Raw genomic sequence first — 25700 nt, 5'->3', positions numbered from 1 at the left:
GACTAGGTCAGTTTCCTCCTAAATACTACAAGACTCGTCTGACTTGCCCAATAAAGAAGCCATCAGTCTGGTATTGTTCTGGTGTGATAATAAGACAACCATCCTTGACAATATCTGCTTGTGTATGGTCTAGTTTTACTTGTTCAAAATTAGGATGACTTTGTAAAAATTTTTCAATGACTTGTCCATTTTCTTCGTCAAAAATGGTACAAGTGCTATAGGTTATTATACCACCTTTTCTCAAGGTTTGACAAACACTAGATAGTATCTCTAATTGGATTTCCTGCAATTTTGCGAAGTCTTGGCTGTCCTTGTTATATTTTATATCTGGTTTGCGTCGGATCAGACCAATCCCCGAACAAGGAGCGTCCACTAATATCTTGTCAAATGAATCCTTAGGAAACTGTTCATGAACCTGTCTAGCATCCATAAGCTTGGTTTCAATACGTTCTGATAAGCCTAAACGCTTGGCAGCATCATTCACCAATGCCAACTTATGCTCATATAAATCTAGAGCGATAACCTTGCCACTAGTCAAATAAGATGCCATGTGAACCGTTTTTCCGCCTGGAGCGCTACAAGCGTCTAAGATGGTTTCGTCGCCTTGAATCGCGAGAGTCGGTGCCACCAACTGGCTTGTTTCATCTTGTATCGTAATGTCGCCATTGATAAAATAATCGCTCGCTGCAAAATGCCCAGAACTCTTAGTCAGACCACTCGGCGCAAGCAATGACTGATCAGCCCCAGTTGCTTCTTTGATGGCCTCTAATTGTTCAGGATTAATCACGCGCATACTAGCTTTATTTCTAACAAAAAGACTCTCCATAATGGCAACAGCTCTGTCATTTCCAAATTGCTCAATCAGTTTTTTTACCAGCCAAATTGGCAGAGAATAATTAACAGAGTAATACTTGTTTTGACGCTTAATACTGGTCATATCGGGTAAAGGTTTGCCAGTTACTTGACGTAAAATGGCATTAACAAATTTTTCTGACCCTCTTTTTTTACCTCGGCTTTTGGCGATGTTAACAGCGTCATTAACGATGCCATGTGTTGGCACCTTGTCGAGGTAGATGATCTGGTACAGACTCATCAGCAATAGGTAATAAACCCACTTGTCTAACTTATCACGGTCTTCAATATAGTGAGCGAGATACCACTCTAAACTAATTTTTCGCGATACCGTGCCATATACAATTTCTGTTACTAGGGCTCTGTCTCTATCATTTAAGGAGTTGTTACTTAATTCCTGATGAAGGGCCAAATTGGAGTAAGCGCCATTGTCAAATATGTCTTCTACGACAAGGAGGGCCTTGCCACGTGCTAGTCTTTTCCAGTTATCTGCCAAAGTAATCACCCACTTCAAGTTTTCTACCGATGCCATTTAAAAAATCAGTAATGGACATTTTAGGTTTCCCGGCTGGCTGTACCACCCGCAAGGCTATCGCACCAGTTCCTGCTGCAACAACTAATGCCTTTTTCGTTTTTTCAATAATTTGACCAGGAGCGCCACTGCCATCTGCTTGGTCAGCTTCATAAATCTTGAAACGCTGACCGTCTAATAAGGTGTGCGCAACAGGCCACGGGTTCATCCCTCTGATGTGATTAAAAACATCGCGTGATGGTTTTGACCAATCTAACCGTTCTTCTTCTGGAGTGATGTTAGGTGAAAACGTCGCTTGACTGGCGTCTTGAGGAGTGGCTTTGAGCTCTCCTGACAAGTAAGCTGGCAAGGTCTCAAGAAGCAAATCCCTCCCTATAATTGCCAGTTTCTCAAACAGTGTTCCGACATTATCACTGTCAAGAATAGCTGTGCTCGCTTTAGAAACCATGTCTCCAGCATCCATTTCTTTAACCATTTCCATAATGGTCACGCCCGCTTCGGCTTCGCCATTAATAATGGCGTAATGAATTGGGGCTCCCCCGCGATATTTAGGCAATAACGACGCATGGACATTAAGTGAAAATGCGACAGCGTTCAACAGCGATGTGGGTAAAAACTGCCCAAAAGCCGCTGTGATAATGCCATCTGCTCCTAGTGCCATGATGTCGGTCATTTCCTGAGAGCCTGATAATTTCTCAGGTTGGAAAACATGTAAGCCGTGTTCCAATGCCAGTTCTTTGACGGGAGTCATTTTAATTTCTTTTTTACGACCGACTGCACGATCAGGCTGTGTAACCACTGCCACAATATCGTAAGAAGGGTCTTGTAACAACCCTCTCAAAACAGTCGCTGAGAACTCTGGAGTTCCCATGAATATTATTTTTGTCATTGATGTCCTCTTTTATCTTTTTGTTCATTATATCATAGGTTACTGTAGCCTCATGACATTAAGCCTACATAAAACTTTGTGGTTCTTGGTCGATAATCACTTTTAACTCACGATTATCTGGCTCTTGGCTCCAGTCCAACACCTGGTTTAAGGTTTCTTCTAGGTGGTCCTCAAATCGGTACTTAAGAATAATCTGATAATGGTATAAATTATGCGTTCTTGCGATTGGTTTTGGAGTGGGTCCTAGGATTTTAATCTGGTCAGAAAGGTTTTCGGTCAACAGTGACCTGACCTCATATGCTTTTTGGGTGACTTCGTCTACTGAGCGATGCGACAAGGTTATCCCTACGGTAAAATAATAAGGAGGATAGGCCATCTTGCGGCGAATGCTCATTTCATAAGCGTAAAAAGCCTCGAAATCTTGCTGTTTAGCTAATTGAATCGCATAGTGCTCAGGATTGTAGGTCTGAATCAGTACCTCACCAGGTTTATGAGCACGTCCTGCCCGTCCCGCTACTTGTGTCAGCAATTGAAAAGTCTTTTCAGAAGCCCTAAAATCAGGTAAATGTAAGGAAGTGTCGGCATTCAAGACACCTACCAAAGTAACATTGGGAAAATCTAAGCCTTTAGCAATCATTTGAGTTCCTAGCAAAATGTCTGCTTCTTGGTTGCCAAACTGATTTAAAATGGCTTCGTGACTTCCTTTTTTACGAGTGGTGTCGACATCCATCCTAAGAATTCTCGCCTCTGGAAGAACTTCTTTTAACTCATCATAAGCTTTTTGCGTCCCTGTTCCATAGTAGCGGATGCTTTTGCTGTGACAATTAGGACAACTATGCGGAATCGCTTTTTGAAAGCCACAGTAATGACAATTCATGCTTTTAGTGTCCATGTGTAGGGTCAGCGAAATATCACAATTAGGGCAATTATCCACATAGCCACAATCTCGGCACATGATAAAACTAGAGTACCCTCGCCTATTCAACATGAGAACAACCTGTTCTTTTTTAGCAAGACGGTCATTGATTTTCTCTAGCAAATATGGGGTAAAGTTGCTGACTTCTTGTTGGCCGATATAATCTCTAAAATCAACAATATGGACTTGGGGCACTTTGGCTAAAGGGTTGGCGCGGCTGGTTAATTGGATAAAATGATAACGTCCTCGACTAGCACGAGCTCTGCTTTCAATGCTCGGAGTGGCAGACCCCATAACTAAAACAGCTTTATGGGTCTTTGCTCGAATGCGTGCAACCTCTCTAGCATGATAGCGGGGGCTAGATTCTTGTTTGTAGGAGGCTTCATGTTCCTCATCAATAATAATGGCACCGATATTGTCAAGCGGTGCAAAAATCGCAGAACGAGCACCGACAACAACCCGAGCCTGACCTGTCTTTATCTTTTGCCATTCGTCAAATTTCTCGCCATCTGATAAACCTGAATGCATAATGGCTACCTGTTTGCCAAATCGCGAAATAAATCGATAGGTCATTTGTGGCGTCAGAGAAATTTCAGGAACTAAAACAATAGCTGTTTTGCCTTGCTCTAATACTTGTTCAATCACATGAAGGTAAACTTCCGTTTTTCCTGATCCTGTAATCCCCTCAATCAAAAAAGGATCTGACACTTGACCGATTTGACTGACAATGCTAGTAACAGCTGCTTCTTGCTCTGAATTTAGTTTCAAAAAAGAAGAAGGAGCAACGTCTTCAAAGTACATGTCGCTACGATTAATGTGACGTTCCTCAATAGTTATGAGGCCATTTTCGATAAAATAAGCCACAACGTCTCGTGAATAGTCTTTATACAAATCTGCCAGCTTTCCTTCAGCAGTGTTGTTCAGCAGGTAATCTTTTAAGGCTTGTTTTTTCTTGGCACGATTTGAAATGGTGTGTGCCATCAACGATACAGGTTGTGGATGATAATGCTTTTCAACTTTAATGGTTTTCTTGTCCTTTGCCACGTAAGTTACGGAAACCTGCTTTAAGTGAATGACCTTTAATATCTGTTTTTCTTGTTCGGGTGTTAACTGAGAATAAAGAAGGGAAGGCTTATTTGCAAAAAGGCGGGCTCGCTGATCTGCATCTAAACTTGGTTGGGGCGTGAGTATTTTATCATACTGAGAATTCAGCAGGCTTGGAATCATAGCTTTTAAGAGGCTTATTTTATAAGAAAATACCGTCTGGCGTAATTGATCAGCCAAAGCTAGCTGTTCTGCATTTAATACTGGCTCAACATCTAATAAAGCCGCGATTGATTTTAAAGGTTCTGCTTCTTGATGATCAAACCCAATAACAAACCCTTGGACTAAACGATTACCTTTCCCAAAAGGAACGTGAACACGAGACCCTTCTTGAACAAAGGCGACAAGGTCTTTGGGAATGCGATAAGAAAAGGGTTTATCTGTTTGCATCAAAGGGATATCAACGATAACTTGGGCTGTTTTTTCCATTTGGACCTCCTTTCTCTGACGGTCTCATCTGGGTGGTACAATATGAAAAAACCTAAGATTTTATCAACCTTAGATTTTTTCTCCTTCTTCTTCTTTTTCTTTAGCGATTTGTTCTTTGATTTTGCGCTCTTCTTCTTCTTTGGCTAATCGTTTGGCTTCAATTTTTGCACGAACCGCTGCACGCTTTGCTGAAGGGTCAGGATGAATCACGACATTTCCTGATTCAATTTCTTCTAGTGCTTGTAACGTTGATTTTACAGATTTGAAGCCTTGTGTTGGCTTAGCCCCTGATTCCAATTCATGAGCACGTTTTGCTTGTAACACACAAAGGGAATATTTTGAAGGAACTTTATCAAGTAAGGTATCAATTGAAGGTTTTAACATCATGGCATTGCTCTTTTCTATTTATCATCGGAGAGGTTTGGTCGTCTGAATCATGTTGTCATAGCGACCAATGACACGCTCGACACGGAAATGTTCTGTTTCAATAATTCGTTTAACACGCTCTGCAGCAAGGGGTACTTGGTCGTTGACAACAGCGTAATCATACTCTCGCATCAGAGCTATTTCTTCTTTTGCTCGCTCAATACGCTGAGCAATGACTTCTTGACTGTCTGTGCCGCGTCCAACTAAACGATCTTGTAACTCTGCTAAGTCTGGTGGCGTTAAGAAAATAAAGACGCCATCCGGAACTTTTGATTTGACTTGCAAGGCCCCTTGGACCTCAATTTCTAAAAAGACATCAATGCCCTTATCTAACGTTTCATTGACATAGCTCAGAGGCGTGCCATAATAATTGCCCACATACTCTGCATATTCTAACATTTGACCGTTTTTAATCAGTTCTTCAAATTCTTCACGTGTGCGGAAGAAATAATCAACCCCATCAACTTCACCTGGTCTTTGAGGACGAGTTGTCATAGAGACAGAATACTCGAACTTATGATCTGGCGTTGAAAAAATTTCTTGTCGTACCGTTCCTTTTCCGACACCAGAAGGGCCAGAAAAAACGATTAACAAACCGCGTTCAGACATTACATTCTCCTTATTAGTTGCTTTTTACTAGTTTATCAAAAAGACCATCGTTTTTCAAGATAATTGTGAATGGCCAAGGGAAAGAAAAAGAGGAAAAATTCCTCTTTTATTTGGCATAGTCAACTGCTCGCATTTCACGAATAACAGTGACTTTTATATTTCCTGGATAATCCAGGTTGTTTTCGATTTTTTCTCTAACTTTATGCGATAGAATCACTACTTCGTCATCAGATATTTTCTCAGGTTGAACCATGATGCGAATCTCTCGACCTGCTTGAAGGGCAAAGCTGTTTTGCACACCATCAAAGCTTGTCGCGATTTCTTCTAAATCACGCAATCGCTTGATATAGTTTTCCATCGATTCGTTTCTGGCACCTGGACGGGCTGAGCTAAGTGCATCAGCAGCAGCGACAAGAACAGCGATAACTGAGTCTGGCTCGACGTCTCCGTGATGGCTTGCAATCGTATTGATGACAACTGGGTGTTCTTTGTACTTGCGCGCAAATTCCATTCCAATTTCAACGTGACTGCCTTCGACTTCACGGTCGATAGCCTTACCGATATCATGTAAGAAACCTGCTCGGCGTGCCAAAGCAACGTTTTCTCCTAGCTCACCAGCTAAAATACCAGCTAGTTTACCAACCTCAACTGAGTGGCGAAGGACATTTTGCCCAAAGGATGTTCTAAATTGCAAACGTCCCATGATTTTTATCAAATCTGGATGGAGGTTTGGTGCACCAATCTCATAAGCTGCTGCCTCACCGTATTCACGAATGCGGTTATCCATTTCAAGGCGGTTTTTCTCAACCAGCTCCTCTATGCGAGCTGGATGGATACGACCATCAGCAATGAGAGACTCTAAAGTCATCCGAGCAATCTCACGACGAATCGGATCAAATCCTGACAACACGACAACTTCTGGAGTATCATCAATAATCACATCAATCCCAGTCAGACTTTCCAAGGTACGAATGTTGCGGCCTTCACGACCGATAATGCGACCCTTCATGTTGTCATCAGGAAGATGAACACTGGTAATGGTCTGCTCTGTTACATACTCGCCAGCTAGTCGTTGCATGGCTTGTGCGAGCAAGTCTTTAGCCGTTTTATTGGCTCTATCCTTGATATCACGCTCTGCGTTACGGATACGTGTTGCGATTTCGTGGGACAATTTTTGTTCTGTTTCCATCAAAATCACTTCGCGTGCTTCCGCAATAGTCATTGCAGCAACTCTTTCAAGTTCTGCTTGTTTTTCTACTTCAAGTTTTTCAACTTGTGTTTGTCGCTCATCAATGTGTTTAGATTTATCGGTCAGACTTTGTTCTTTACTATCTAGTACTTTTTCTTTACTTGATAAGTTTTCATCTTTACGATCAAGAGTTAGCGCACGTTCTGCTAAACGTGTTTCTAGTTGCTTTAGCTCTTGTCTTTCAGATTTGAATTCTTGTTCAATCTCTTCACGATATTTTCTTGCCTCTTCTTTTGCTTCTAAAAGTAATTCTTTACGGTTTGCTTTACTTTCTCGTTGTGCTGTTTTTTTAATGTGCTCAGCTTCAATTTGAGCCTTGCCACGAATGTCAACAGCATCTTGTTCTGCGTTTAAAAGAGTCAGCTCTGCTGCTTCTTTCGAGGACTTGAGTCCTAGCGAAATCAGCACATAGCCTAAAAATAAACCAATGAGGGCGCAAACAATTAATAATACAATATTATATAACATGTCTTTACCTCAATATATTTTAGTTTTCTTAAATAGAAAGCCATCTCTTAGTGTACCACAAAATAAGGTTTTAGACAATAATCAGCCACCCCTTAGACAGTTATCGTGTTTGCTTTTATTCTTTCAAAAAAGATTGCACCAAAGAGTCCATGATGTAAGACTCAATCTCTGAGTAGCTTTCTTTTTGCAAGCGTGTCAGCACCACGCGCCACACAATCGGATGTTCCATCGGGATGCAGACAATGTCCTTCAACTGGTAAATATCTGTGATGGGTTTTGGACAAATGGTCATAATGTTGTGATTAATTTTTGTAGAATTCAACATAAAATCCCATGACGCCGAGGTTAGCACGATGTCTGGTCTGACGTGCTGGCGCTCGCAGGTATCTAACACCAAATGATGCACCATAAATGACGTATCAAATAAGGCTAGTTTTTCATTGTTTAGATCTTGCCACTTAATAATCTTTTTGCTGGCTAATCGGTGCAAAGGAGACAGGTAGACTGATAATTCTGACCGTTGGATTTCATAGGTTTCAACCAGATTTTCTGGAATTCCAATCGGTGATAGCAATACTGCAATGTCAACATTTCCAAGCAAAAGCTCGTTTTTTAAATTATAAGCCCCAATTTCTTTAATGTTAAAGTGGATTCCGGGATTTTCTAGTATGAGCTTTGGCATGACCTCAGAAAAAACCGCCGACAAAATCAAGGGCGGAATCCCAATATTGATAGAACCTTTTAGTCCTTTGGACTGCTCATGCAAGCTCAGAAACATCTCATCGTAGAGTTGAATCACATTTTGAGCATCCCTGTAGTAGTTTTCACCCAGATAAGTCAGCCCAACAATGCGCCCTCTTTTACGTTTGAAAAGCTTAACTTCTTCTCTTTTTTCAAAATCTTTAATCATCATACTAAGCGTCGGCTGAGAAACATAGAGAAGCTCTGCTGCTTGACTTAAATTAAAATGACTCTCTACGATAGCTAAAAAATATCGTATTTGTTTAATGTCCAAAAAAACACCACCTTAATCATTACCCATTTTGTATTGGAGTATCGCTCAACCATCATTATGACACAAGTTGACTTGAAAATCTATTTTGATTGCTATCAAAAAAATTTATAGACTTATAAAATATCTATATTTTTTTATGATTAAAAATATGGTATCTTAGAAATATAGAAAGCGCTTTCTATATCGAGGATGAGTTTCCTGATGGAACCTACCATCATTTTAAGCATTCGCATTTTAGGCTTCATGCCTAAAATAGACGGGTGCTAATACTAAAAAAGATACTCTCAAAGAAGTATCCCAAAGACCTTTTAACTAAGGGTTCTAACTACTGAACACAATCGAAAAAGATAAAATCAAAAGATGTGAGGAAATTATAATGAGTCATTCTAAAGAAGTTGTATTTATTACAGGAGCAGCAAGCGGTATTGGCAAACAAATTGGTGAAACATTCCTAAAAGAAGATAAAACAGTTGTCTTTTCAGATATTAACAAAGACAAGTTAGACGAGGTTGTAGCTGCTTACACTAAAGATGGCTATGATGCCTTTGGTTTGGTTTGTGATGTAACCAGCGAAGACGCCATCAATGCTGCTATTGATGCTGTTGTAGAAAAATACGGCCGTATTGATATCCTTGTGAATAATGCCGGCTTGCAACACGTTTCAATGATTGAAGATTTCCCTGTTGAAAAATTTGAATTCATGATTAAAATCATGTTAACAGCACCATTTATCGCAATTAAGCGTGCCTTCCCAACTATGAAAGCTCAAAAACACGGTCGCGTGATTAACATGGCTTCTATCAATGGTGTTATTGGTTTTGCTGGAAAATCAGCTTATAACTCAGCTAAACATGGGCTCTTAGGATTGACTAAAGTAACGGCTCTTGAGGGCGCTGACTCTGGCATCACTGTCAACGCTGTCTGCCCAGGTTATGTTGACACACCACTCGTGCGTGGACAATTTGAAGATCTTGCTAAGACACGTAATATTCCACTTGAAAATGTTTTAGAGCAAGTCCTATATCCACTTGTGCCACAAAAACGACTCATTGATGTCCAAGAAATCGCTGACTACGTTTCATTCCTTGCTAGCGATAAGGCTAAAGGAGTGACTGGTCAAGCCTGCATCCTAGATGGTGGCTACACCGCTCAATAATTATTAATATGACAAAATGGGACTAGCTTAGCCTGCAACCTTGGACTTGTTCTCAAAAAGCCCAATCTCAGTGACTGATGTTTCATCAGCTACTGATAGCAGTGCTAGCCTAGCCCCATTTCCTTATGTTAACGGCAAAAAGGAGAAAAGTTTTATGGAAATTTTAGGTTCTATTGGTGTCTTGCTAGCCATCATAGCCATTATTTATTTTGCACTAAAAGAGATTAACATTCTCGTTGCGGCTCCTTTAGCAACAGCAATTGTAATCTTATTTAATCAAATGGACCCTGTGACCACTTTACTGGGAAATGGTGCCAACCAATACATGGGCGCACTATCAGGCTACATCTTAAATTACTTTGCTGTTTTCCTGCTCGGCTCTATCTTAGCCAAGTTAATGGAAGCTAGTGGAGCAACAACTGCCATTGCTAATTATATCTTAAACAAAGTGGGGCACGATAGCCCATACAAAATCATGGTTGCTATTTTCATCATCAGCTCTATCTTGACTTATGGTGGTATTAGTTTATTTGTGGTTATGTTTGCGGTATTACCGTTAGCGCGCAGCCTTTTCAAAAAAATCGATTTGTCATGGCACTTGATTCAGTCACCCTTGTGGCTAGGAATTGCTACATTTACCATGACCATATTACCTGGTACCCCTGCGATTCAAAACGTTATCCCAATCCAATACTTAAACACATCTCTAACTGCTGCTGCTATCCCTAGTTTGTTAGGGTCTGTGGGCTGTGTGATTTTCGGATTGCTATACATGAAATACTGCCTCAATAAAAGTATCGCTCGAGGCGAAACCTATGCCACTTACGCTCTAGATACTGACAACAGTATCGAAGAAAGAGAATTGCCAAGTTTTCTGCCAAGTATCGCACCGTTAGCACTGCTGATTGCGATTGCCTTAGGAGGTAGTATCTTTGGAGGAGAGTTTTTAAAGAAAAACATTATCTATATTGCACTGATTGTTGCTATCTTACTAGCCATTGTTCTCTTTAAAAACTTTATCCCAGAAACCTTAAAAACCATTAATTTGGGGGCTGTGGCTTCTATTAATCCTATTTTTGCAACAGGTGCTGCCGTTGCCTTTGGCTCTGTTGTCGTGACTTCTGTAGGGTTTAACGTCTTTTCTAAGCTCATTTTGAACCTTCCAGGAGATCCTTTAATTAGCTTGACAGTGTTAACCTCATCAATCACTGCTGTCACCGGCTCTTCATCTGGCTCTTTGGGGATTGTACTACCTAACTTTGCTCAATTTTACCTAGATAAAGGGCTCGATCCTGAAATGATTCACCGAGTGTCGGCTATTGCCTCTAACATTTTTACTGTGGTCCCTCAGAGTGGTGTGTTACTAACTTTCTTATCACTCACTGGCCTAACTCATAAAACTGGGTTTAAAGAGACCTTTATCTCTGTTGCAGGCAGTACCTCAGTAGCACTCTTCATCATTATCTTAACTAATATGCTTATGTCTTAATCACAAGACGAAACCAAGCCATTGATTCTATCTGGTTCAGAAACGCTATCTGTTTCTCTGAACCTAGTCTCAAGGGCTTTTTTGAAGGTTCGAACTAGAAGGAGGGGGCATTAAAAGAACTTCGCAAGTCTCCAAGCGTTTCCTCCCCCTTTAAAATATGCTATGATACTAATAGAAATAAAAAGGAGTCTCTTATGACAAAAGAAGTTATTGTTGAAAGTTTTGAACTTGACCATACTATTGTGAAAGCCCCTTACGTCCGTCTCATTTCTGAAGAATTTGGTCCTAAGGGAGATGTGATTACTAATTTTGATGTTCGCTTAGTGCAACCCAATCAAAATTCTATTGAAACAGCGGGTCTTCATACCATCGAACATTTGCTAGCTAAATTGATTCGCCAACGTATCGACGGCATGATTGACTGTTCGCCTTTTGGTTGTCGCACTGGCTTTCATTTAATGATGTGGGGCAAACACAGCTCAACCGATATCGCCAAAGTCATTAAATCGAGCCTAGAAGAAATTGCTACAGGCATCACTTGGGAAGACGTTCCTGGAACAACAATTGAATCTTGTGGCAATTACAAAGACCACAGCTTATTTGCAGCCAAGGAATGGGCACAAGTCATCCTCAGCCAAGGCATTTCTGATGACCCGTTTACCCGTCAGGTTATTTAATCATAAAAAGACCCGTTCTTTGAACGGGTCTTTTTTGGTGTTTTAATAGTCATCATTAGTAATCCAAAGCGTCTGAATGCCCTCTGGCATTTCCAACGAAATAACCTGTCTTACAGTTAATAGAAAATAGATAAGTTCCATCAGGCTTAAACATGTTATAGTAACCATTGCCGTTGATGATATTAACAGGCTCTAAAATATAAAGATTACCTGAAATATAGCCTCTGGCCTGAGACGTCGCAACAATTTTTTCCAAAACACCTGGGTTAAATGCCCATGCTGGATTTCCCTTATCAGCAATCATGCCCTGATGATATGGCACACGCGACAAGTCTCTTTGCAACGTTGATGGGTCATAGTTAGTTATGCCATAGCCAACAACTGGCGAAACTGGCTCACTTGGAGCTGGTGACACCTGAGGTGCCTGCGCTTGGGGAGTTTGCTGCTCTTTAGATGGTTGAGCTGCCCTGTCAGTTAATTGTTTACGCCCCTCTGTGATGCTTGATTGCAAGAGCGAATCAAGACTCGCGCTTCCAGTACTCAAAGTCGAGCTGTCCAACTGGTCAAAATTAGCACCTGGCTTCACATCAGCTGCCACTTTTTCCCCATCTACAATCACACCTGTCACAAACTGTTCATTGACTGCCTGGATAGCTGTTACTTGCTTTTTCAAAGTGTCAAACTGTTCTTTAGCCTTAGGATAATAAGCAGAGCCCTTTAATGCTTTTAAGGCAGTTTCGAGTTCTGGCAACTTAGCAAATTCACTATTTTTGAGTTTTGTCTTTGTGGCGTCTGTATAAAAAGCTTGATACTTTTCGTTAAAATCTTTGACCTCAGCTTTTAGCTTGGCATCTTTTTTGGCTGTCTTGCTCTTTTGAGTTGATAACGACTGCGATGGTTTTTCTATTTGCTTATTTGAGCTTGCTGAGTGGCTCTTGTAATAAACCAACACTAAAATGATCACTAATACCCCTAAAAGAACCAGCAATAGTCCTTTTTTAGGAGTTTTTCGATGGTAATCTTTTCGAGAGCTTCCCAAAAGTCCACTGTTGTCATCTTCATCTAGCTCTTGTGTTTCTGCTTGATGAACCATTTCTGGTATGATAACAGGTTCTTCTTGAATTGGAAGATCCGTCGCAACAACTGTTTCTGTTAAATCTTCTGTATCTAGGGCAGGCTCCTGAGGCACATCCTGATCTTCATCAAGAATCACTTCGTCGCTCGTTACTAGACCAGACTTAGCCAGTTCTTCTCGTTGCTTTTTAATAAAATTATCTAAAGTCGCGGTATCCAAATCTAAGTATTTGGTATCAAACTTTTGAGATGAGACCTCATCTCGGTGTTGTTTGATATATTTGTCCAAAATGCTATCATCTTTGGTAATACCAGCTTTTAATTCATAATCTTTGCGAACGGCCTCACCAACTGTTAGCTTTTGAGCTTCTTTCAAACCTAGCGCTTGAGACTCTTCTAATTCAAAATCTTTGCTTTCTTCTGACACGTTTTTTACCTCTCTATCAGATGACGTTTTACCCTTTCTCCGTAAAATTGATACAAATCAACTTTAAGAGTACCGTTGTAAAGCTTACGTTTTTTATCGGCTTTTTGGCCGTATTTTTTCTCAAACTGTTCATCGCTTGCAAGAATGAATTTGCTCCATGTTTTTAATGCTGCAAATATCGTTCCCATTTCATTATACAAAATGTCAGTTGCTTTGTCATCAAGCAACCTTTCTCCATATGGAGGGTTTGAAATGATGACTCCATTTAGTTTATCTGTCTGGAAATCCTGTAGACGCATTTGTTTGAATGTGATCACATCCGAAAGCCCCGCTTCTTGAGCATTGCTTTTAGCAATATCAATCATTCGCCCATCAATATCAAAGCCTGAAATGTCCAACTTAATGTCATAATTGGCTGCTTGTTCTGCTTCATCGCGAACTTTTTGAACAACATCCTTGTCTACCCAATTCCAGCTTTCAAAGGCAAAAGAACGGTTAAATCCTGGTGCAATGTTCATTCCAATTAAAGCTGCCTCAATGCAAAAGGTCCCTGAACCACAAGTTGGATCAACCAAAGGCTTGTCTGGGTACCAGTTTGATAGTGCTAAGATAGCAGCTGCCATGTTTTCTTTGATTGGAGCTCCGCCTTTTTGAATACGGTAACCACGCTTGAACAAGCTAGAACCGCTAGTATCAATCATGATTGTTGCTTGGTCTTTAAGTAGAGACACCTCAATGTTAAATTCGGCACCAATTTCTTGAAGCGGAACCCCTTCTGGTCTGTGGAAATGCTTTTGCAATTTTTTAACCACAGCTTTTTTGGTGATTGACTGAACACTCGGCTCATTATGCAAGGTTGATCGCACACACTTTGCTTTAGAAATAGGAAATTTAGCTCCTAATGGCAAGTAATTCTCCCAATCCAATGCAAAAACCCCTTGAAACAATTCTTCAAACGTTTTTGCTGGAAACTGACCAACAATAATCTTGATGCGGTCAGCTGCTCGTAGCCAAAGATTGGTTTTAGCAATAGCCTCAACGTCCCCTTCGAAATAAACTTTGCCATTTTCTACCTGACAGTCAAAACCAAGTGCCTTGACTTCTTTTCCAACTACCGACTCTAAGCCTGCTGCTACTGTTGCTACTAATTTAAAATTTTCTTTCATGTTTATCTTTCTTTTTAATCAAATAAAAGCTAGCATATGCTAGCTTAACCTATTATGCAATTTTCTATAAGCCATGTTTTGTTCAGGAAATAACTAGGTATTAATTCCTTCGGTAATCATCTGTCTACTGTTTAAACAGTCAGAATAGATTGTTCGTTTCCAACTATCCCGTGCCCCTACCAAAGTTTGGGTTGCTAGCTTGAGGGGTTTACCGCGTTCCATTTCTCACGTTTCCATGAAAACTGCGTCACTGTGGCACTTTCAGAAATACTGTGGCATATCAAAGACTTAGCCAGTTCTTTCGCCGTAATGTGCAAGCACATCCCTAGGCTTATTTTTTCGCCTAGCACAAACACTACTGGCATCACAGCCAGTGCTAGCATGGACTTTCCTCATAGTATCAAAATACTACGCGATTACCCGAAAATTGCACGTCAATTGTTACTCTATGATTTGTTTTCCAAAGACCTCTTTTTCTAATCGACTAATACGCTTCAAAATATCAAAATTGGTCGCTGACTGGGTTACTCTCGTTTGAGCAACAGCAGGTTGAGAGCCACCAGGCATTGAATTTCTAGCTTGATTTTTAGCTTTTCTCAAGGCTTCATTTTCAGCTGTCAAGGCCTCGATTTGTGCGATATAAGTTTCATAATCTTTGATAACGTTATCAAGAAATTCGTCCACTTCTTTTTTATCAAAACCACGAATACTAGTCTTGAACTCTTGCTCATAGATGTCTTTTGGGCTATAAATTATACTTGTCATTCTATACTCTCCGAACGGTCACTCATTTTAAAATACCAACCTCTGATATTATTATTAATGATACAGAAAAACAAGGTAAAAAGCAAGTATTAAAATACCAAACGAGATTAAAAGTTTATGACTCTTCTGTTGCTATCTCGTTTAATTGTTCAAAGGTCAAAAAAGACAATTGGTATTGCTGATGAGACTTCATATTAGCAACTAAATATTTCAGGTTTGTCTCATTGTCGTCGTCATAAAAAGCATAAGCTCCATCTGTATTGTTCAGCAAAAAAGCATTGTACTGTTTAAACTGTTGTGGGTTTTCATAGTGAGGAAAGCTGTATTTAACAAAGTCAGTAGCCTTAAAGACTGCAAGTTTTTCTTGGTTTGCCGCATTCCATTGGCTGCCATGAGTTTCAAAAGGAAAAATAGTCGCTATTTTCAGGGGATAGTCAGCTTTTAAAGCGTTAGCAACTTCTAATGCCCAAAACTCAAATCCCAGGTTCCCCGTAAACACAAACCATTCTACGCCTTGTGTTAAAAAGTGAATGAAATCTCTTTTGATAGCCTTTTTGATAACCTCAATGCGTTGATCTTTATCGCTAAAGATACCGATTTCAGTGTTTCGATAACCTGTTACTAGAATAGCAGTCATTATATGTTTTCCTTTCCAAAAATATGTTATAATAAGAATGCTTAAATTACCATTAAGTAGATGTTGTTAGGAGAACAATGGTTAACTATCCTCATAATCTTATTCGACAAAAAACAAACTCTTTTCAAAAGCAAGTTAAGCCCAAGGCGATCAGTTTTGCCAATCGAGGAATGTCTTTTGAAGCTGCCATCAATGCCACTAATGATTATTATCTATCGCGGCAGATGGCTGTTATTCATAAAAAGCCAACCCCCGTACAAATTGTCAAAGTAGATTACCCTAAGCGTAGCCGTGCTAAAATTATTGAGGCTTATTTTAGACAGGCCTCAACCACAGATTATTGCGGTGTTTACAAAGGGTATTATATTGATTTTGAAGCCAAAGAAACCAGACAAAAAACAGCGATGCCTATGAAAAACTTTCATTTGCATCAAATTGAACACATGTCCGCCGTTTTGGCTCAAAAGGGAATTTGTTTTGTCTTGTTGCACTTTTCAACCCTTAAGGAAACCTATTATTTGCCTGCAAAAGCATTAATTGATTTTTATCACATTGATCATGGCAATAAATCAATGCCACTCGATTATATCAGAAAAAATGGTTTTGAGATAACTATCGGTGCTTTTCCACAGGTTCCTTATTTAGATATTATAGAAGAAAATTTTTTAGGCGGTGATTACAATTAAAAATCCAAAAATCCTCAAATTACTCAAGATAGCACTTGCTGCTTTGCTTAGTTTCATTATTGTAACAGTTATTATCGGTGGTTTATTATTCACCTATTACGTTATTAGCGCACCTAAGCTTTCTGAAGCTGAGCTCAAATCAACCAATTCTAGCTTAGTTTATGACAGCAACAATAAATTAATCGCAGACCTAGGGTCTGAGAAACGTGAGAACGTTACTGCTGATAGTATTCCTATTAACCTTGTTAACGCTATCACTTCAATAGAAGACAAACGCTTTTTCAACCATCGCGGTGTCGACTTGTACCGTATCTTGGGTGCTGCGTTTCATAACTTGACCAGTAAAACTACCCAAGGAGGATCTACTCTTGATCAACAGCTGATCAAGTTAGCCTATTTTTCAACCAATGAATCTGACCAAACCTTGAAGCGTAAAGCCCAAGAAGTTTGGCTAGCCTTGCAGATGGAGCGAAAATATACCAAACAAGAAATTCTGACCTTCTATATCAATAAAGTTTACATGGGAAATGGTAACTATGGCATGTTAACTGCTGCCAAGTCTTACTATGGCAAAGAGTTAAAAGATTTATCGTTTGCCCAACTCGCTTTATTAGCTGGTATCCCTCAAGCACCAAGCCAATATGACCCTTATACACAACCTGAATCTGCCCAGAGTCGTCGGAACCTGGTGTTACAGCAAATGTACGCTGAAAAAAACATCACGAAAGCCGAATACGATGCTGCTGTAGCTACACCTGTGGCAGAAGGTTTATTGCCTTTGCAACAAACCTCTAGCTATCCAAAATACATGGACAATTACTTGAAACAAGTGATTGAACAAGTCAGAAAAGAAACCAATAAAGATATTTTCACCTCAGGGCTAAAAGTTTACACCAATATTATCCCTGAAGCTCAACAAACCCTGTACGATATTTACAACACGGATACTTATGTCTACTATCCAGATAATGATTTCCAAGTGGCTTCAACAATCATCGATGTTACCAATGGTCATGTCATTGCTCAATTAGGTGGCAGACATCAAGATGCCAACGTTTCTTTTGGTACTAACCAAGCAGTGCTCACTGACCGTGACTGGGGATCAACCATGAAACCTATTACTGCTTATGCCCCAGCAATCGAGTCTGGTGCCTACCACTCAACTGCCCAAGCTACTAATGATTCTGTCTACTATTGGCCTGGTACAAACACTCAACTAAACAACTGGGATCGTAGATACTATGGATGGATGACTATCCAAACAGCACTTATGCAGTCCCGTAACGTCCCTGCCGTTAGAGCCTTAGAGGCTGCTGGTTTGAAATACGCTCAAAACTTCCTAGGTCAACTAGGCATTAACTATCCTGAAATGCATTATTCAAATGCAATTTCTAGCAACACCAGTAGCTCAAAATCACAATATGGTGCTAGTAGTGAAAAAATGGCTGCTGCCTATGCTGCCTTTGCTAATGGTGGTATATACTACAAACCACAATACGTTAACAAAATTGAATTTAGCGATGGCACTAGCAAAACCTTTGAAGAAAAAGGCAAGCGTGCCATGAAAGAAACAACCGCCTACATGATGACCGACATGCTCAAAACAGTATTGAGCTATGGTACAGGTACTGCAGCTGCTATTCCTGGTGTCGCACAAGCAGGTAAGACAGGTACTTCCAACTATACCGATGAAGAATTGGTTAAAATTGGTCAAGAATACGGTCTTTATCCTGATTATGTCGGTACCCTTGCACCAGACGAAAACTTTGTTGGCTATACGGATAAATATGCCATGTCTGTCTGGACTGGTTATAAAAACAGACTGACTCCGATTTATGGCAGTGGCTTAGAAATCGCCGCTAAAGTCTATCGCAGCATGATGTTATCATTGACAAACGGCTATAGTGAAGATTGGACAATGCCAAGCGGACTTTACCGAAACGGTGGTCTCCTTTACCTGAGTGGCACTTATACAAGCAACAGTAATTACACTAGCTCTGTCTATAATAATATTTATGGCAACAGCTCCTCATCAGCGTCAAGTGACACAGCTACTAGCCATGAAACGGTCCCTGAACAAAGTAACTCAGATACCACGACGACAACTGATGCTAACAATAGCACCGCACCATCTAATCAGACACCAAAAACCAATCCGTAAAAGATAACACCTCAAAAAGCACCTTCGACGTTAGATACAAAACGTCGAAGGTGCTTTTTAAATTCTTGAGCTGCAAACAAACTATTCATCATAACAATCAAAAAAACTTAGCTCTGTCACAAACAGAACTAAGTTTTTAGTTATTTTTTATTTTGCCAATGCGCCCATTGGATCCCACGGCGCTAAAAGTTGAGGTTCTGCCTCATAAGCTGCCAATTCTTGAGACGTTAAGAATTCCTTGCGCACAACGATTTGGTAAGTATACTCATCCATCCAAGCGTCAGATGCCACAAAGTAACCTTTATCTCCTACTTTTTCTCCCCAAGAGTTTTCGACTTTCCACTTGATAGGATTTCCATCTGCATCTAAATCAACTCCTGTTAGTACCATGGCGTGAGTCATCAAGCTCTCACTGTAGTCCAAACGACCAGCTTTATCTTGTGACAGTTGAACATCCATACTTGATTGAAAATCATAAGTGTTCATTGCCATAATACCTTTTTGCCTGTCAGATACTTGACCAACATCACAGCCAAACCAAACAGACTCACCAGATTTGAGCTGATTAATGGCAAGTTCTTTAAACCTCTTCATGTCAAGGTTGAGGTAGCGAACATCTCTGCTGCCAACAACATTTCCTAGCATTTCAACAGTATATGATTTGCCATAAGGTTTATCTGCTGTTGGCGCATTAATAACAGACACATAGTCTGATAGGTTCAAGTCAACATATTTCTCGAAAAAGGCTTGAGGGGTAATGTTTTTTTCCGTATGGTAGGCATTGTCTTTATCACGAAAGGCAAAATCAAAGTGACGTGGTGGCAAGCCTAGTGTCATGGCTAAAAAGTTGAAAATTTCTTGAAGGAGCTCTTCTTTTTTAGCCTGAATCGCTTTCTCATCAGCACCACTATTAATGACGTCACGAAGAATTTGTGCATCTTGTCGTAACAACTTATTGAGATATTGATTAAGTTCACGGCTATTACTTGATGCTACTGATTCAGGATAAACACTCTTTGGAACAACACCATATTTTTCAAAAAGCGATACAACCATATCCCATTGACCACCATCTTGCTGAGGAGTGTCTAATAAAAATTTGACCTTACGACTGGTTAATTCTTTATCAGCAGTCGCAATCACTTGCTCCATAAACCAGTTTGACTTTTCATATTTGTCCCAGAAAAAGGTGTGTGCTTGAGACAGTTCAAAATGCTCTAATTTTAACTCTGATGTCAATTTATGACGGAAGGTATTTAAAGCTGCAAACATCCAACAACGTCCTGAGGCTTTTTGATTGGAAACTTTATCTTTGGTCAAGTCAATAGAAAAAACAAAATCATTATCAACTGCACTTTGTCTGGTTTCTAAAGATTTCAACAGTCCATTATGAGTAACGGCATTTTCAACTGCTGAAAATTTAGGGTTAGCTTCATAGCGATCATAAAGATGATCTGTAAATGTCTTTGTTATTTCTGACATAATGTCCTCCAAATAGTAAGATTACTTTCTATTATATGGGTTATGATAAAAAGGTCAAGCAAAAAGTTAATCACACTTAACTCTCGGCTTGACCGCTTTTTTACCCATCTAATGCTTGGTATTATTTCCAAAAGTGATCAAATACGGTAATCGGTAAATGACGTTTGTGTTGACCTTTGAACCACCAAGATTCTATGGTTGCTTGTGCTTCTTTAGAGACTTGTTTGCCTTCTAGGTAATCATCAATGTCATCGTAAGTGACCCCTAACGCTACCTCATCAGCAAGGCCAGGCTTTTGATCTTCGAGATCAGCTGTAGGCACTTTATCGTATAGGGATGAATCTGCTTGCAAATGCTTTAGCAAGGCTTTACCTTGGCGCTTATTGAGCCTAAATAGAGGCAAGATGTCTGCACCGCCGTCTCCAAATTTAGTGAAGAATCCAGTGATGTTTTCAGCAGCATGATCAGTACCAATAACAGCTCCTGCTTCTTGCCCAGCGATGGCATACTGGGTAATCATCCGCTGACGCGCCTTGATATTTCCTTTGTTAAAATCAGACACCTCAAGGCCCGCCTCTTTTAATGCCTGAACCTGTCCATCTACTGCCGTTTTAATATTGACCGTCAGGGTTCGATCTGGTTGGATAAAGGCTAGGGCTTTTTGCGCATCTGCTTCGTCTGCTTGTATGCCATAGGGAAGGCGGACTGCGATAAATTGGTAGTTTTGATTGCCTGTTTCTTCACGCAATTCTTCAATAGCTAATTGCGCCATTTTTCCTGCCAATGTGGAATCTTGTCCTCCCGAAATCCCTAAAACATAGGTTTTCAAAAAGGAATGCTTGCGCAAGTATTCCTTGAGAAAGTCTATCGATTGACGGATTTCCTCATGAGGATTGATGGTGACTTTGACACCTAATTGGTTAATGATATCTTCTTGTAACTTCATTTAAGATCACTCTTTTCATAGGTTTCATGACGGATTTTCTCAATTAAGTCTAACTTGTTTTGAAGCACATCAAGGGCCAAATCAACTGGGTAGTCTTGAGGATTGAGCACCCGTTTGTATTCATCCCATAATTTTTTAAATTCGTTTCTAGCGTATGCCTTGATCTCTTTTAAGCTAGGTAACTCGTAAACGAGCTCTCCTTTATCAAAAATGTCTACTAGTAACGGCACAGCTTCAAAATCCTTAACTGTTTTGTTCATATAAGTGTAAGTTGGATGGAACATCTCGATTTCTGTTAATTGATTAACATCGATATCTGTGAAGGTAATATAGTCTCCTTCAGATTTGCCATCGGCACGGCTCGTGATGCGCCAAACTTGTTTTTTACCAGGCGTTGTCACTTTTTCAGCGTTGTTTGACAGCTTGATGGTGTCATGCATTTGCCCATCTGCTCCCTCAATAGAAACTAATTTGTAAACAGCTCCTAGAGCAGGCTGATTATAAGCTGTGATGAGCTTGGTGCCAACTCCCCAAACGTCAATTTTTGCCTCTTGCATTTTTAAATTCAGAATTGTGGTTTCGTCTAAATCGTTAGAAGCATAGATTTTGGCCTGGGTAAATCCTGCTTGATCCAACTGTTGACGAACTTTTTTAGACAGATATGCTAGATCTCCAGAATCAAGACGAACACCAAGAAAATTGATGCGATCTCCCATTTCCTTAGCGACTCGAATGGCCGTTGGAACACCTACTTTTAGAGTGTCATAAGTATCGACCAAGAAGACACAATCTTTATGTGTAGTAGCATAGGCTTTAAAGGCATCATAATCATTGCCATAGGCTTGTACCAAAGCATGCGCATGCGTCCCAGAAACTGGGATGTCAAAGAGTTTTCCAGCGCGTACATTACTGGTTGCATCAGCTCCGCCAATAACAGCTGCCCTTGTTCCCCAGATAGCGGCGTCCATTTCTTGTGCGCGACGAGTGCCAAATTCTAACAGAGGATCGTCTGCAATAACAGATCGTATGCGAGCCGCTTTAGTGGCAATCAATGTTTGAAAATTGACAATATTAAGGAGTGCCGTTTCAACCAATTGGCATTGGCCTAACGGGCCTTCGACTTGGACGATAGGTTCGTTGGCAAAGACCAAATCTCCTTCCTTAGCTGAGCGTACCGTTAATTGCAATCGTAAGTTCCTAAGGTAATCTAGAAAAGCCGCGTTGTAGCCTAAATCTTCTAGGTAGGCTAAATCAGTCTCAGAAAAAGTCAAATGATTAAGATAGTCGACCATTCGTTGTAGCCCAGCAAAGACGGCATAGCCATTATTAAAAGGTTCTTTACGGAAATAAATCTCAAATACAGCCTTGCGATTGTGAATACCTTGTTCAAAGTAAACTTGCATCATATTGATTTGATACAAATCAGTGTGGAGAGTTAAACTGTCGTCTTTATACATAAAGAATGGCTCCTTTAATTTATTGTTAATATTATACCATATTTTAGGGTCGCAATTCGCGAAATCGCTTAAATTTATTACGATTAGGCAAACAAAAAAACTTGGGCAAAGCCCAAGTCTTGGAAGGTGTTATTTTTTGTGTTAACTCACTACAGACTTTAAGTTCCAATTTCCCAATGGTTTCCCCATGTAGATAGGTTTACCTTAAGATGGCATGTTCTCAATGTAGTGGTAGACACCTTGTCCGGCAACAGCACCATCGCCAACAGCTGTCGTGATCTGTCTCAGATGCTTTTGACGAACGTCGCCAATAGCAAAAATCCCTGGACGACTAGTAGCCATGTGCTCATCTGTGATAATCCAACCATCTTGGTCTGTAATCCCCAAGTCAGCAACCATGTCACTCACTGGATTGAGCCCAACATAAATAAAGACTCCTCCGAATTCATGACTGGTCACGTCGTTTGTTTTGACGTTTTCAATAAGCACTTGAGATACTTTGATGTCATTTCCTTGGATTTCTTTGACAACTGAATCCCAAATAAACTCAATCTTATCATTTGCAAAGGCACGATCTTGAAGAATTTTTTGTGCCCGCAATTGATCGCGACGATGCACAATAGTTACTTTCTTAGCAAATTGGGTCAAATAGATGGCCTCTTCGACAGCAGAGTCCCCACCACCAACCACTAGTAAGTCTTGGTTGCGGAAAAAAGCCCCATCACAGACCGCACAGTATGAAACACCTCGGCTGGTGAAGGTGTCTTCCCCAGGAACGTTCAATAAGCGATATTTTGCACCAGTAGCGACGATTATCGTTTTGGCATCATAAGTCTTATCCTCAGCGTGAACGCGCTTATAAGCGCCTAAATCTTCCACATGTTGGACAATACCATAAAGATGCTCTACCTTGAATTTTTCCAGTGGCTCATACATTTTTATAGATAGCTCTGGCCCACTGATGTGGTCATAGCCTGGGTAATTTTCAATTTCTGAAGTGTTGTTCATTTGTCCGCCAGGTGCCCCTTGCTCAATCACACCAACACGCAGATTGCTACGCGCAGCATATAAAGCAGCGGTCATGCCTGCAGGACCTGAACCAATAATTAAGGTATCGTACATGATGTTTTCACTCCTTTGATTTTTCATGTCATCATTGTAACAGTCGCCAAATCTTATTGCAATTATTATGACTTCCACATCACTAAGATGCTCATAAAGGCAAAAGATAAGATTGGTATGGTTAAAATGGCAATCATAAGCATTTCATATAAAAATGCCTGCCTCTGAAGGGCTGTTTTGTCTTTTTGTGTTTTTGCTCGCCAAAGTGTCCATATCAAGCAGCTGCTTGAGACAAAAACGGTTGATAAGATTAAACCTTTAAAGTAAAGGCTAAAGATTTCTACTAGCATATTTCCACCTGATTATTATTTGTACTGATGACATGACGTGACTGTTCCTTATTCACATACAAGAAAAGCCTAGGACCTCCCAGACCTTTCTATTATATCAAAAGTCACTAACTAAATGTAGGTTTTTGAATAACCAGCAAAAAATTCCTTGGTTCTTTCTTGCTGCGGGTGTCTAAAGAGTTGCTCAGGAGTTCCTTCTTCGATGATTTTTCCCTTATCCAAGAAAAGAACCCTGTCAGCAACCTGAGACACAAAGCTCATGTCATGACTCACTAAAACCATGGTTTGACCCGTCTTTGCAGCATCGGCAATTGATTTTTCAACCTCACCAACTAACTCAGGGTCCAGGGCAGAGGTAGGCTCATCTAATAGCAACACATCTGGTTTCATGGCTAAAGCACGTGCCAAGGCAACCCTTTGCTTTTGACCACCTGATAAGTGCCTAGGATAATGGTTTTCACGATCTGACAAACCAACCCTAGCCAGTTCTGATTTAGCAAGTTTGGTAGCTTCAGTATCTGATAGTTTTTTGACAATTTTTAGCCCTTCTTTGACGTTATCAAGCGCCGTACGGCGTTCAAAGAGGTTAAACTGCTGGAAAACCATTGCTAGCTTGCGTCTAAGCGTCAGAATCTCTTCTTTGGTAATCGTTTCAAAATTGACAGAAAAACCATCAATCGTGATGGTACCCCTATCAGGTTTTTCCAAATAATTCATGCTTCGAAGAAAGGTTGATTTCCCAGCACCAGATGCGCCTACCAAAGCAATCACTTCACCTTTTTTGATCTCCAAACTCAAATCGTCTAAAACGTTTTGACCTGAAAATGATTTGCTCAAATGTGTAATTGTAATCATTAGCGCAACTCCCCTAATTTCTCATCTTTTAAAAAGACCGGTGATTTAATAGCCATTTTGTCCTCAAGTAATCGACCACCCTGCTCAATTAAAATGCTGATGAACCAATAAACTAGAGCTACTGAAATGTAGCGTTCAAAATACCGATAATCTGCTCCTCCCAAGATTTGAGCTTGGGCAAATATTTCGACAATTCCAGCATTAAAAGCAAGCGAGGTTCCCTTTGTTAATCCAATCAGTCCATTGATAAGGGTTGGCGTAGCCACAATTGCTGCGTTAGGAATAATGACCCTGCGATAAATTTGAGTTTCAGTCATGCCAAGACTCTTTGCTGCTTCAATCTCACCAGCATCAACTGATTGGATAGCTGCTCTGATGGTTTCACTAGCATAGGCAGCTTCATTAAATGCAAAGGCAGTAATCGCAAAGACAGATGCTGGTATGGCATTGATATTCCAGTCAAATCCGTATTGTTGGTTTAAAAACTTCAGAAAAAGCGGGATGCCATAATAAGATAGCATCAACTGAACAAGAATTGGTGTCCCACGTAAAAAACTCACAAAAACAGCTTGAATCGGATAAAGAATCTTCACTTTATTGATTTTTACAATGGCAAAAATCAAGGCAAGTATGAGCCCAATAACCGCTCCTGCCAAGGTTAACCCCAAGGTTACCGGCAAACGTTGTATCACATTTGGAATGGCGTCAAAGACAGCATGCCAGCTAAAAAGTTTGCCTTGTGGAATGTGTGAGATTAACTTATCGTACCAAATCCAACCACTGGTCAAAAGCACAGATGTCATGTATTTCCCCTTTATACT

23 protein-coding genes and 1 other RNA gene are annotated in these 25700 nt (G+C 40.3%); 5 read left to right on the top strand and 19 right to left on the bottom strand.

Features of this window, described 5'->3' with window-relative positions; all coding sequences use genetic code 11:
* Positions 1-25 precede the first annotated feature (25 nt).
* The 7 genes from rsmB to AKK44_RS04025 all read right to left on the bottom strand — a co-directional run bounded on the left by rsmB (position 26) and on the right by AKK44_RS04025 (position 8489).
* Complete coding sequence (rsmB, locus tag AKK44_RS04055; RefSeq protein WP_054278628.1) at positions 26-1348, bottom strand: 16S rRNA (cytosine(967)-C(5))-methyltransferase RsmB; 1323 nt, start codon at positions 1346-1348, stop codon at positions 26-28.
* Positions 1338-2273 carry a methionyl-tRNA formyltransferase gene (gene fmt / locus AKK44_RS04050; RefSeq protein ID WP_054278627.1) on the bottom strand — a complete coding sequence of 312 codons (936 nt, stop codon included), beginning with the start codon at positions 2271-2273 and terminating at the stop codon, positions 1338-1340. Before fmt ends, rsmB begins: the two co-directional genes overlap by 11 nt.
* A gap of 64 nt (positions 2274-2337) precedes the next feature.
* Positions 2338-4722 carry a primosomal protein N' gene (locus AKK44_RS04045; RefSeq protein ID WP_054278626.1) on the bottom strand — a complete coding sequence of 795 codons (2385 nt, stop codon included), beginning with the start codon at positions 4720-4722 and terminating at the stop codon, positions 2338-2340.
* A gap of 69 nt (positions 4723-4791) precedes the next feature.
* Entirely contained in the window at positions 4792-5109 is a 318-nt protein-coding gene (gene rpoZ, locus AKK44_RS04040) for a DNA-directed RNA polymerase subunit omega (protein ID WP_037596407.1), read from the bottom strand.
* A gap of 21 nt (positions 5110-5130) precedes the next feature.
* Complete coding sequence (gene gmk, locus AKK44_RS04035; RefSeq protein ID WP_037596404.1) at positions 5131-5757, bottom strand: guanylate kinase; 627 nt, start codon at positions 5755-5757, stop codon at positions 5131-5133.
* A 106-nt stretch (positions 5758-5863) separates the two neighbouring features.
* Complete coding sequence (locus tag AKK44_RS04030) at positions 5864-7474, bottom strand: ribonuclease Y (protein ID WP_054278625.1); 1611 nt, start codon at positions 7472-7474, stop codon at positions 5864-5866.
* A gap of 115 nt (positions 7475-7589) precedes the next feature.
* The gene (locus tag AKK44_RS04025) at positions 7590-8489 is read right to left on the bottom strand and encodes a LysR family transcriptional regulator (protein ID WP_054278624.1); all 900 of its coding nucleotides are present in this window, start codon (positions 8487-8489) and stop codon (positions 7590-7592) included.
* Between the two features lie 376 nt (positions 8490-8865).
* Here AKK44_RS04025 and AKK44_RS04020 point away from each other — a divergent pair, with 376 nt between their 5' ends.
* From AKK44_RS04020 to AKK44_RS04010, 3 genes are all read left to right on the top strand, one after another.
* Positions 8866-9645, top strand: a complete 780-nt coding sequence (locus tag AKK44_RS04020; protein ID WP_037596396.1) for a 3-hydroxybutyrate dehydrogenase — start codon at positions 8866-8868, stop codon at positions 9643-9645.
* 154 nt (positions 9646-9799) lie between these two features.
* Positions 9800-11134 (top strand): GntP family permease, encoded by a 1335-nt coding sequence (locus tag AKK44_RS04015; protein ID WP_037596393.1) that lies wholly within the window; start codon positions 9800-9802, stop codon positions 11132-11134.
* Between the two features lie 194 nt (positions 11135-11328).
* Complete coding sequence (locus tag AKK44_RS04010; RefSeq protein ID WP_054278623.1) at positions 11329-11811, top strand: S-ribosylhomocysteine lyase; 483 nt, start codon at positions 11329-11331, stop codon at positions 11809-11811.
* Between the two features lie 55 nt (positions 11812-11866).
* Here AKK44_RS04010 and AKK44_RS04005 read toward each other — a convergent pair whose 3' ends face one another.
* The 5 genes from AKK44_RS04005 to AKK44_RS03985 all read right to left on the bottom strand — a co-directional run bounded on the left by AKK44_RS04005 (position 11867) and on the right by AKK44_RS03985 (position 15880).
* Positions 11867-13312, bottom strand: a complete 1446-nt coding sequence (locus AKK44_RS04005) for a cell division site-positioning protein MapZ family protein (protein WP_054278622.1) — start codon at positions 13310-13312, stop codon at positions 11867-11869.
* 5 nt (positions 13313-13317) lie between these two features.
* On the bottom strand, positions 13318-14478 hold the full coding sequence (locus AKK44_RS04000; RefSeq protein WP_054278621.1) for a THUMP domain-containing class I SAM-dependent RNA methyltransferase: 1161 nt from the start codon (positions 14476-14478) through the stop codon (positions 13318-13320).
* Between the two features lie 62 nt (positions 14479-14540).
* Positions 14541-14906: RNase P RNA component class B (rnpB, locus tag AKK44_RS08650), an RNA gene on the bottom strand.
* 13 nt (positions 14907-14919) lie between these two features.
* Positions 14920-15243, bottom strand: a complete 324-nt coding sequence (gene gpsB, locus AKK44_RS03990) for a cell division regulator GpsB (RefSeq protein ID WP_037594610.1) — start codon at positions 15241-15243, stop codon at positions 14920-14922.
* Positions 15244-15358: 115 nt separating this feature from the next.
* Positions 15359-15880 carry a DUF1273 domain-containing protein gene (locus AKK44_RS03985; RefSeq protein ID WP_054278620.1) on the bottom strand — a complete coding sequence of 174 codons (522 nt, stop codon included), beginning with the start codon at positions 15878-15880 and terminating at the stop codon, positions 15359-15361.
* 77 nt (positions 15881-15957) lie between these two features.
* On the opposite strand from AKK44_RS03985, the gene recU reads away from it, so the two are divergent.
* Positions 15958-16566 carry a Holliday junction resolvase RecU gene (gene recU / locus AKK44_RS03980; protein WP_054278619.1) on the top strand — a complete coding sequence of 203 codons (609 nt, stop codon included), beginning with the start codon at positions 15958-15960 and terminating at the stop codon, positions 16564-16566.
* On the top strand, positions 16553-18727 hold the full coding sequence (pbp1a, locus tag AKK44_RS03975) for a penicillin-binding protein PBP1A (protein ID WP_054278618.1): 2175 nt from the start codon (positions 16553-16555) through the stop codon (positions 18725-18727). Before recU ends, pbp1a begins: the two co-directional genes overlap by 14 nt.
* 147 nt (positions 18728-18874) lie before the next feature.
* Here the strand turns inward: pbp1a and pepC are convergent, their stop codons facing one another.
* The 7 genes from pepC to AKK44_RS03940 all read right to left on the bottom strand — a co-directional run bounded on the left by pepC (position 18875) and on the right by AKK44_RS03940 (position 25682).
* The gene (gene pepC, locus AKK44_RS03970; protein ID WP_054278617.1) at positions 18875-20209 is read right to left on the bottom strand and encodes an aminopeptidase C; all 1335 of its coding nucleotides are present in this window, start codon (positions 20207-20209) and stop codon (positions 18875-18877) included.
* A gap of 121 nt (positions 20210-20330) precedes the next feature.
* Positions 20331-21155, bottom strand: a complete 825-nt coding sequence (gene nadE / locus AKK44_RS03965; RefSeq protein WP_054278616.1) for an ammonia-dependent NAD(+) synthetase — start codon at positions 21153-21155, stop codon at positions 20331-20333.
* Positions 21152-22612, bottom strand: a complete 1461-nt coding sequence (locus AKK44_RS03960) for a nicotinate phosphoribosyltransferase (protein WP_054278615.1) — start codon at positions 22610-22612, stop codon at positions 21152-21154. The genes nadE and AKK44_RS03960 overlap by 4 nt, the downstream gene beginning before the upstream one ends.
* A gap of 204 nt (positions 22613-22816) precedes the next feature.
* Positions 22817-23734 carry a thioredoxin-disulfide reductase gene (gene trxB, locus AKK44_RS03955; protein ID WP_054278614.1) on the bottom strand — a complete coding sequence of 306 codons (918 nt, stop codon included), beginning with the start codon at positions 23732-23734 and terminating at the stop codon, positions 22817-22819.
* A gap of 65 nt (positions 23735-23799) precedes the next feature.
* Positions 23800-24024 carry a DUF4059 family protein gene (locus tag AKK44_RS03950; protein WP_037596139.1) on the bottom strand — a complete coding sequence of 75 codons (225 nt, stop codon included), beginning with the start codon at positions 24022-24024 and terminating at the stop codon, positions 23800-23802.
* 111 nt (positions 24025-24135) lie between these two features.
* Positions 24136-24879 carry an amino acid ABC transporter ATP-binding protein gene (locus AKK44_RS03945; RefSeq protein ID WP_037596138.1) on the bottom strand — a complete coding sequence of 248 codons (744 nt, stop codon included), beginning with the start codon at positions 24877-24879 and terminating at the stop codon, positions 24136-24138.
* Positions 24879-25682, bottom strand: coding sequence for an amino acid ABC transporter permease (locus AKK44_RS03940; protein ID WP_037596137.1), 804 nt, complete (start codon positions 25680-25682; stop codon positions 24879-24881). Before AKK44_RS03940 ends, AKK44_RS03945 begins: the two co-directional genes overlap by 1 nt.
* Positions 25683-25700: the final 18 nt, after the last annotated feature.

Source organism: Streptococcus phocae, assembly GCF_001302265.1.
Classification (GTDB): domain Bacteria; phylum Bacillota; class Bacilli; order Lactobacillales; family Streptococcaceae; genus Streptococcus; species Streptococcus phocae.
Note: the sequence above shows the minus strand (reverse complement) of the source record. Positions and strands in the feature narration are given on the sequence as shown.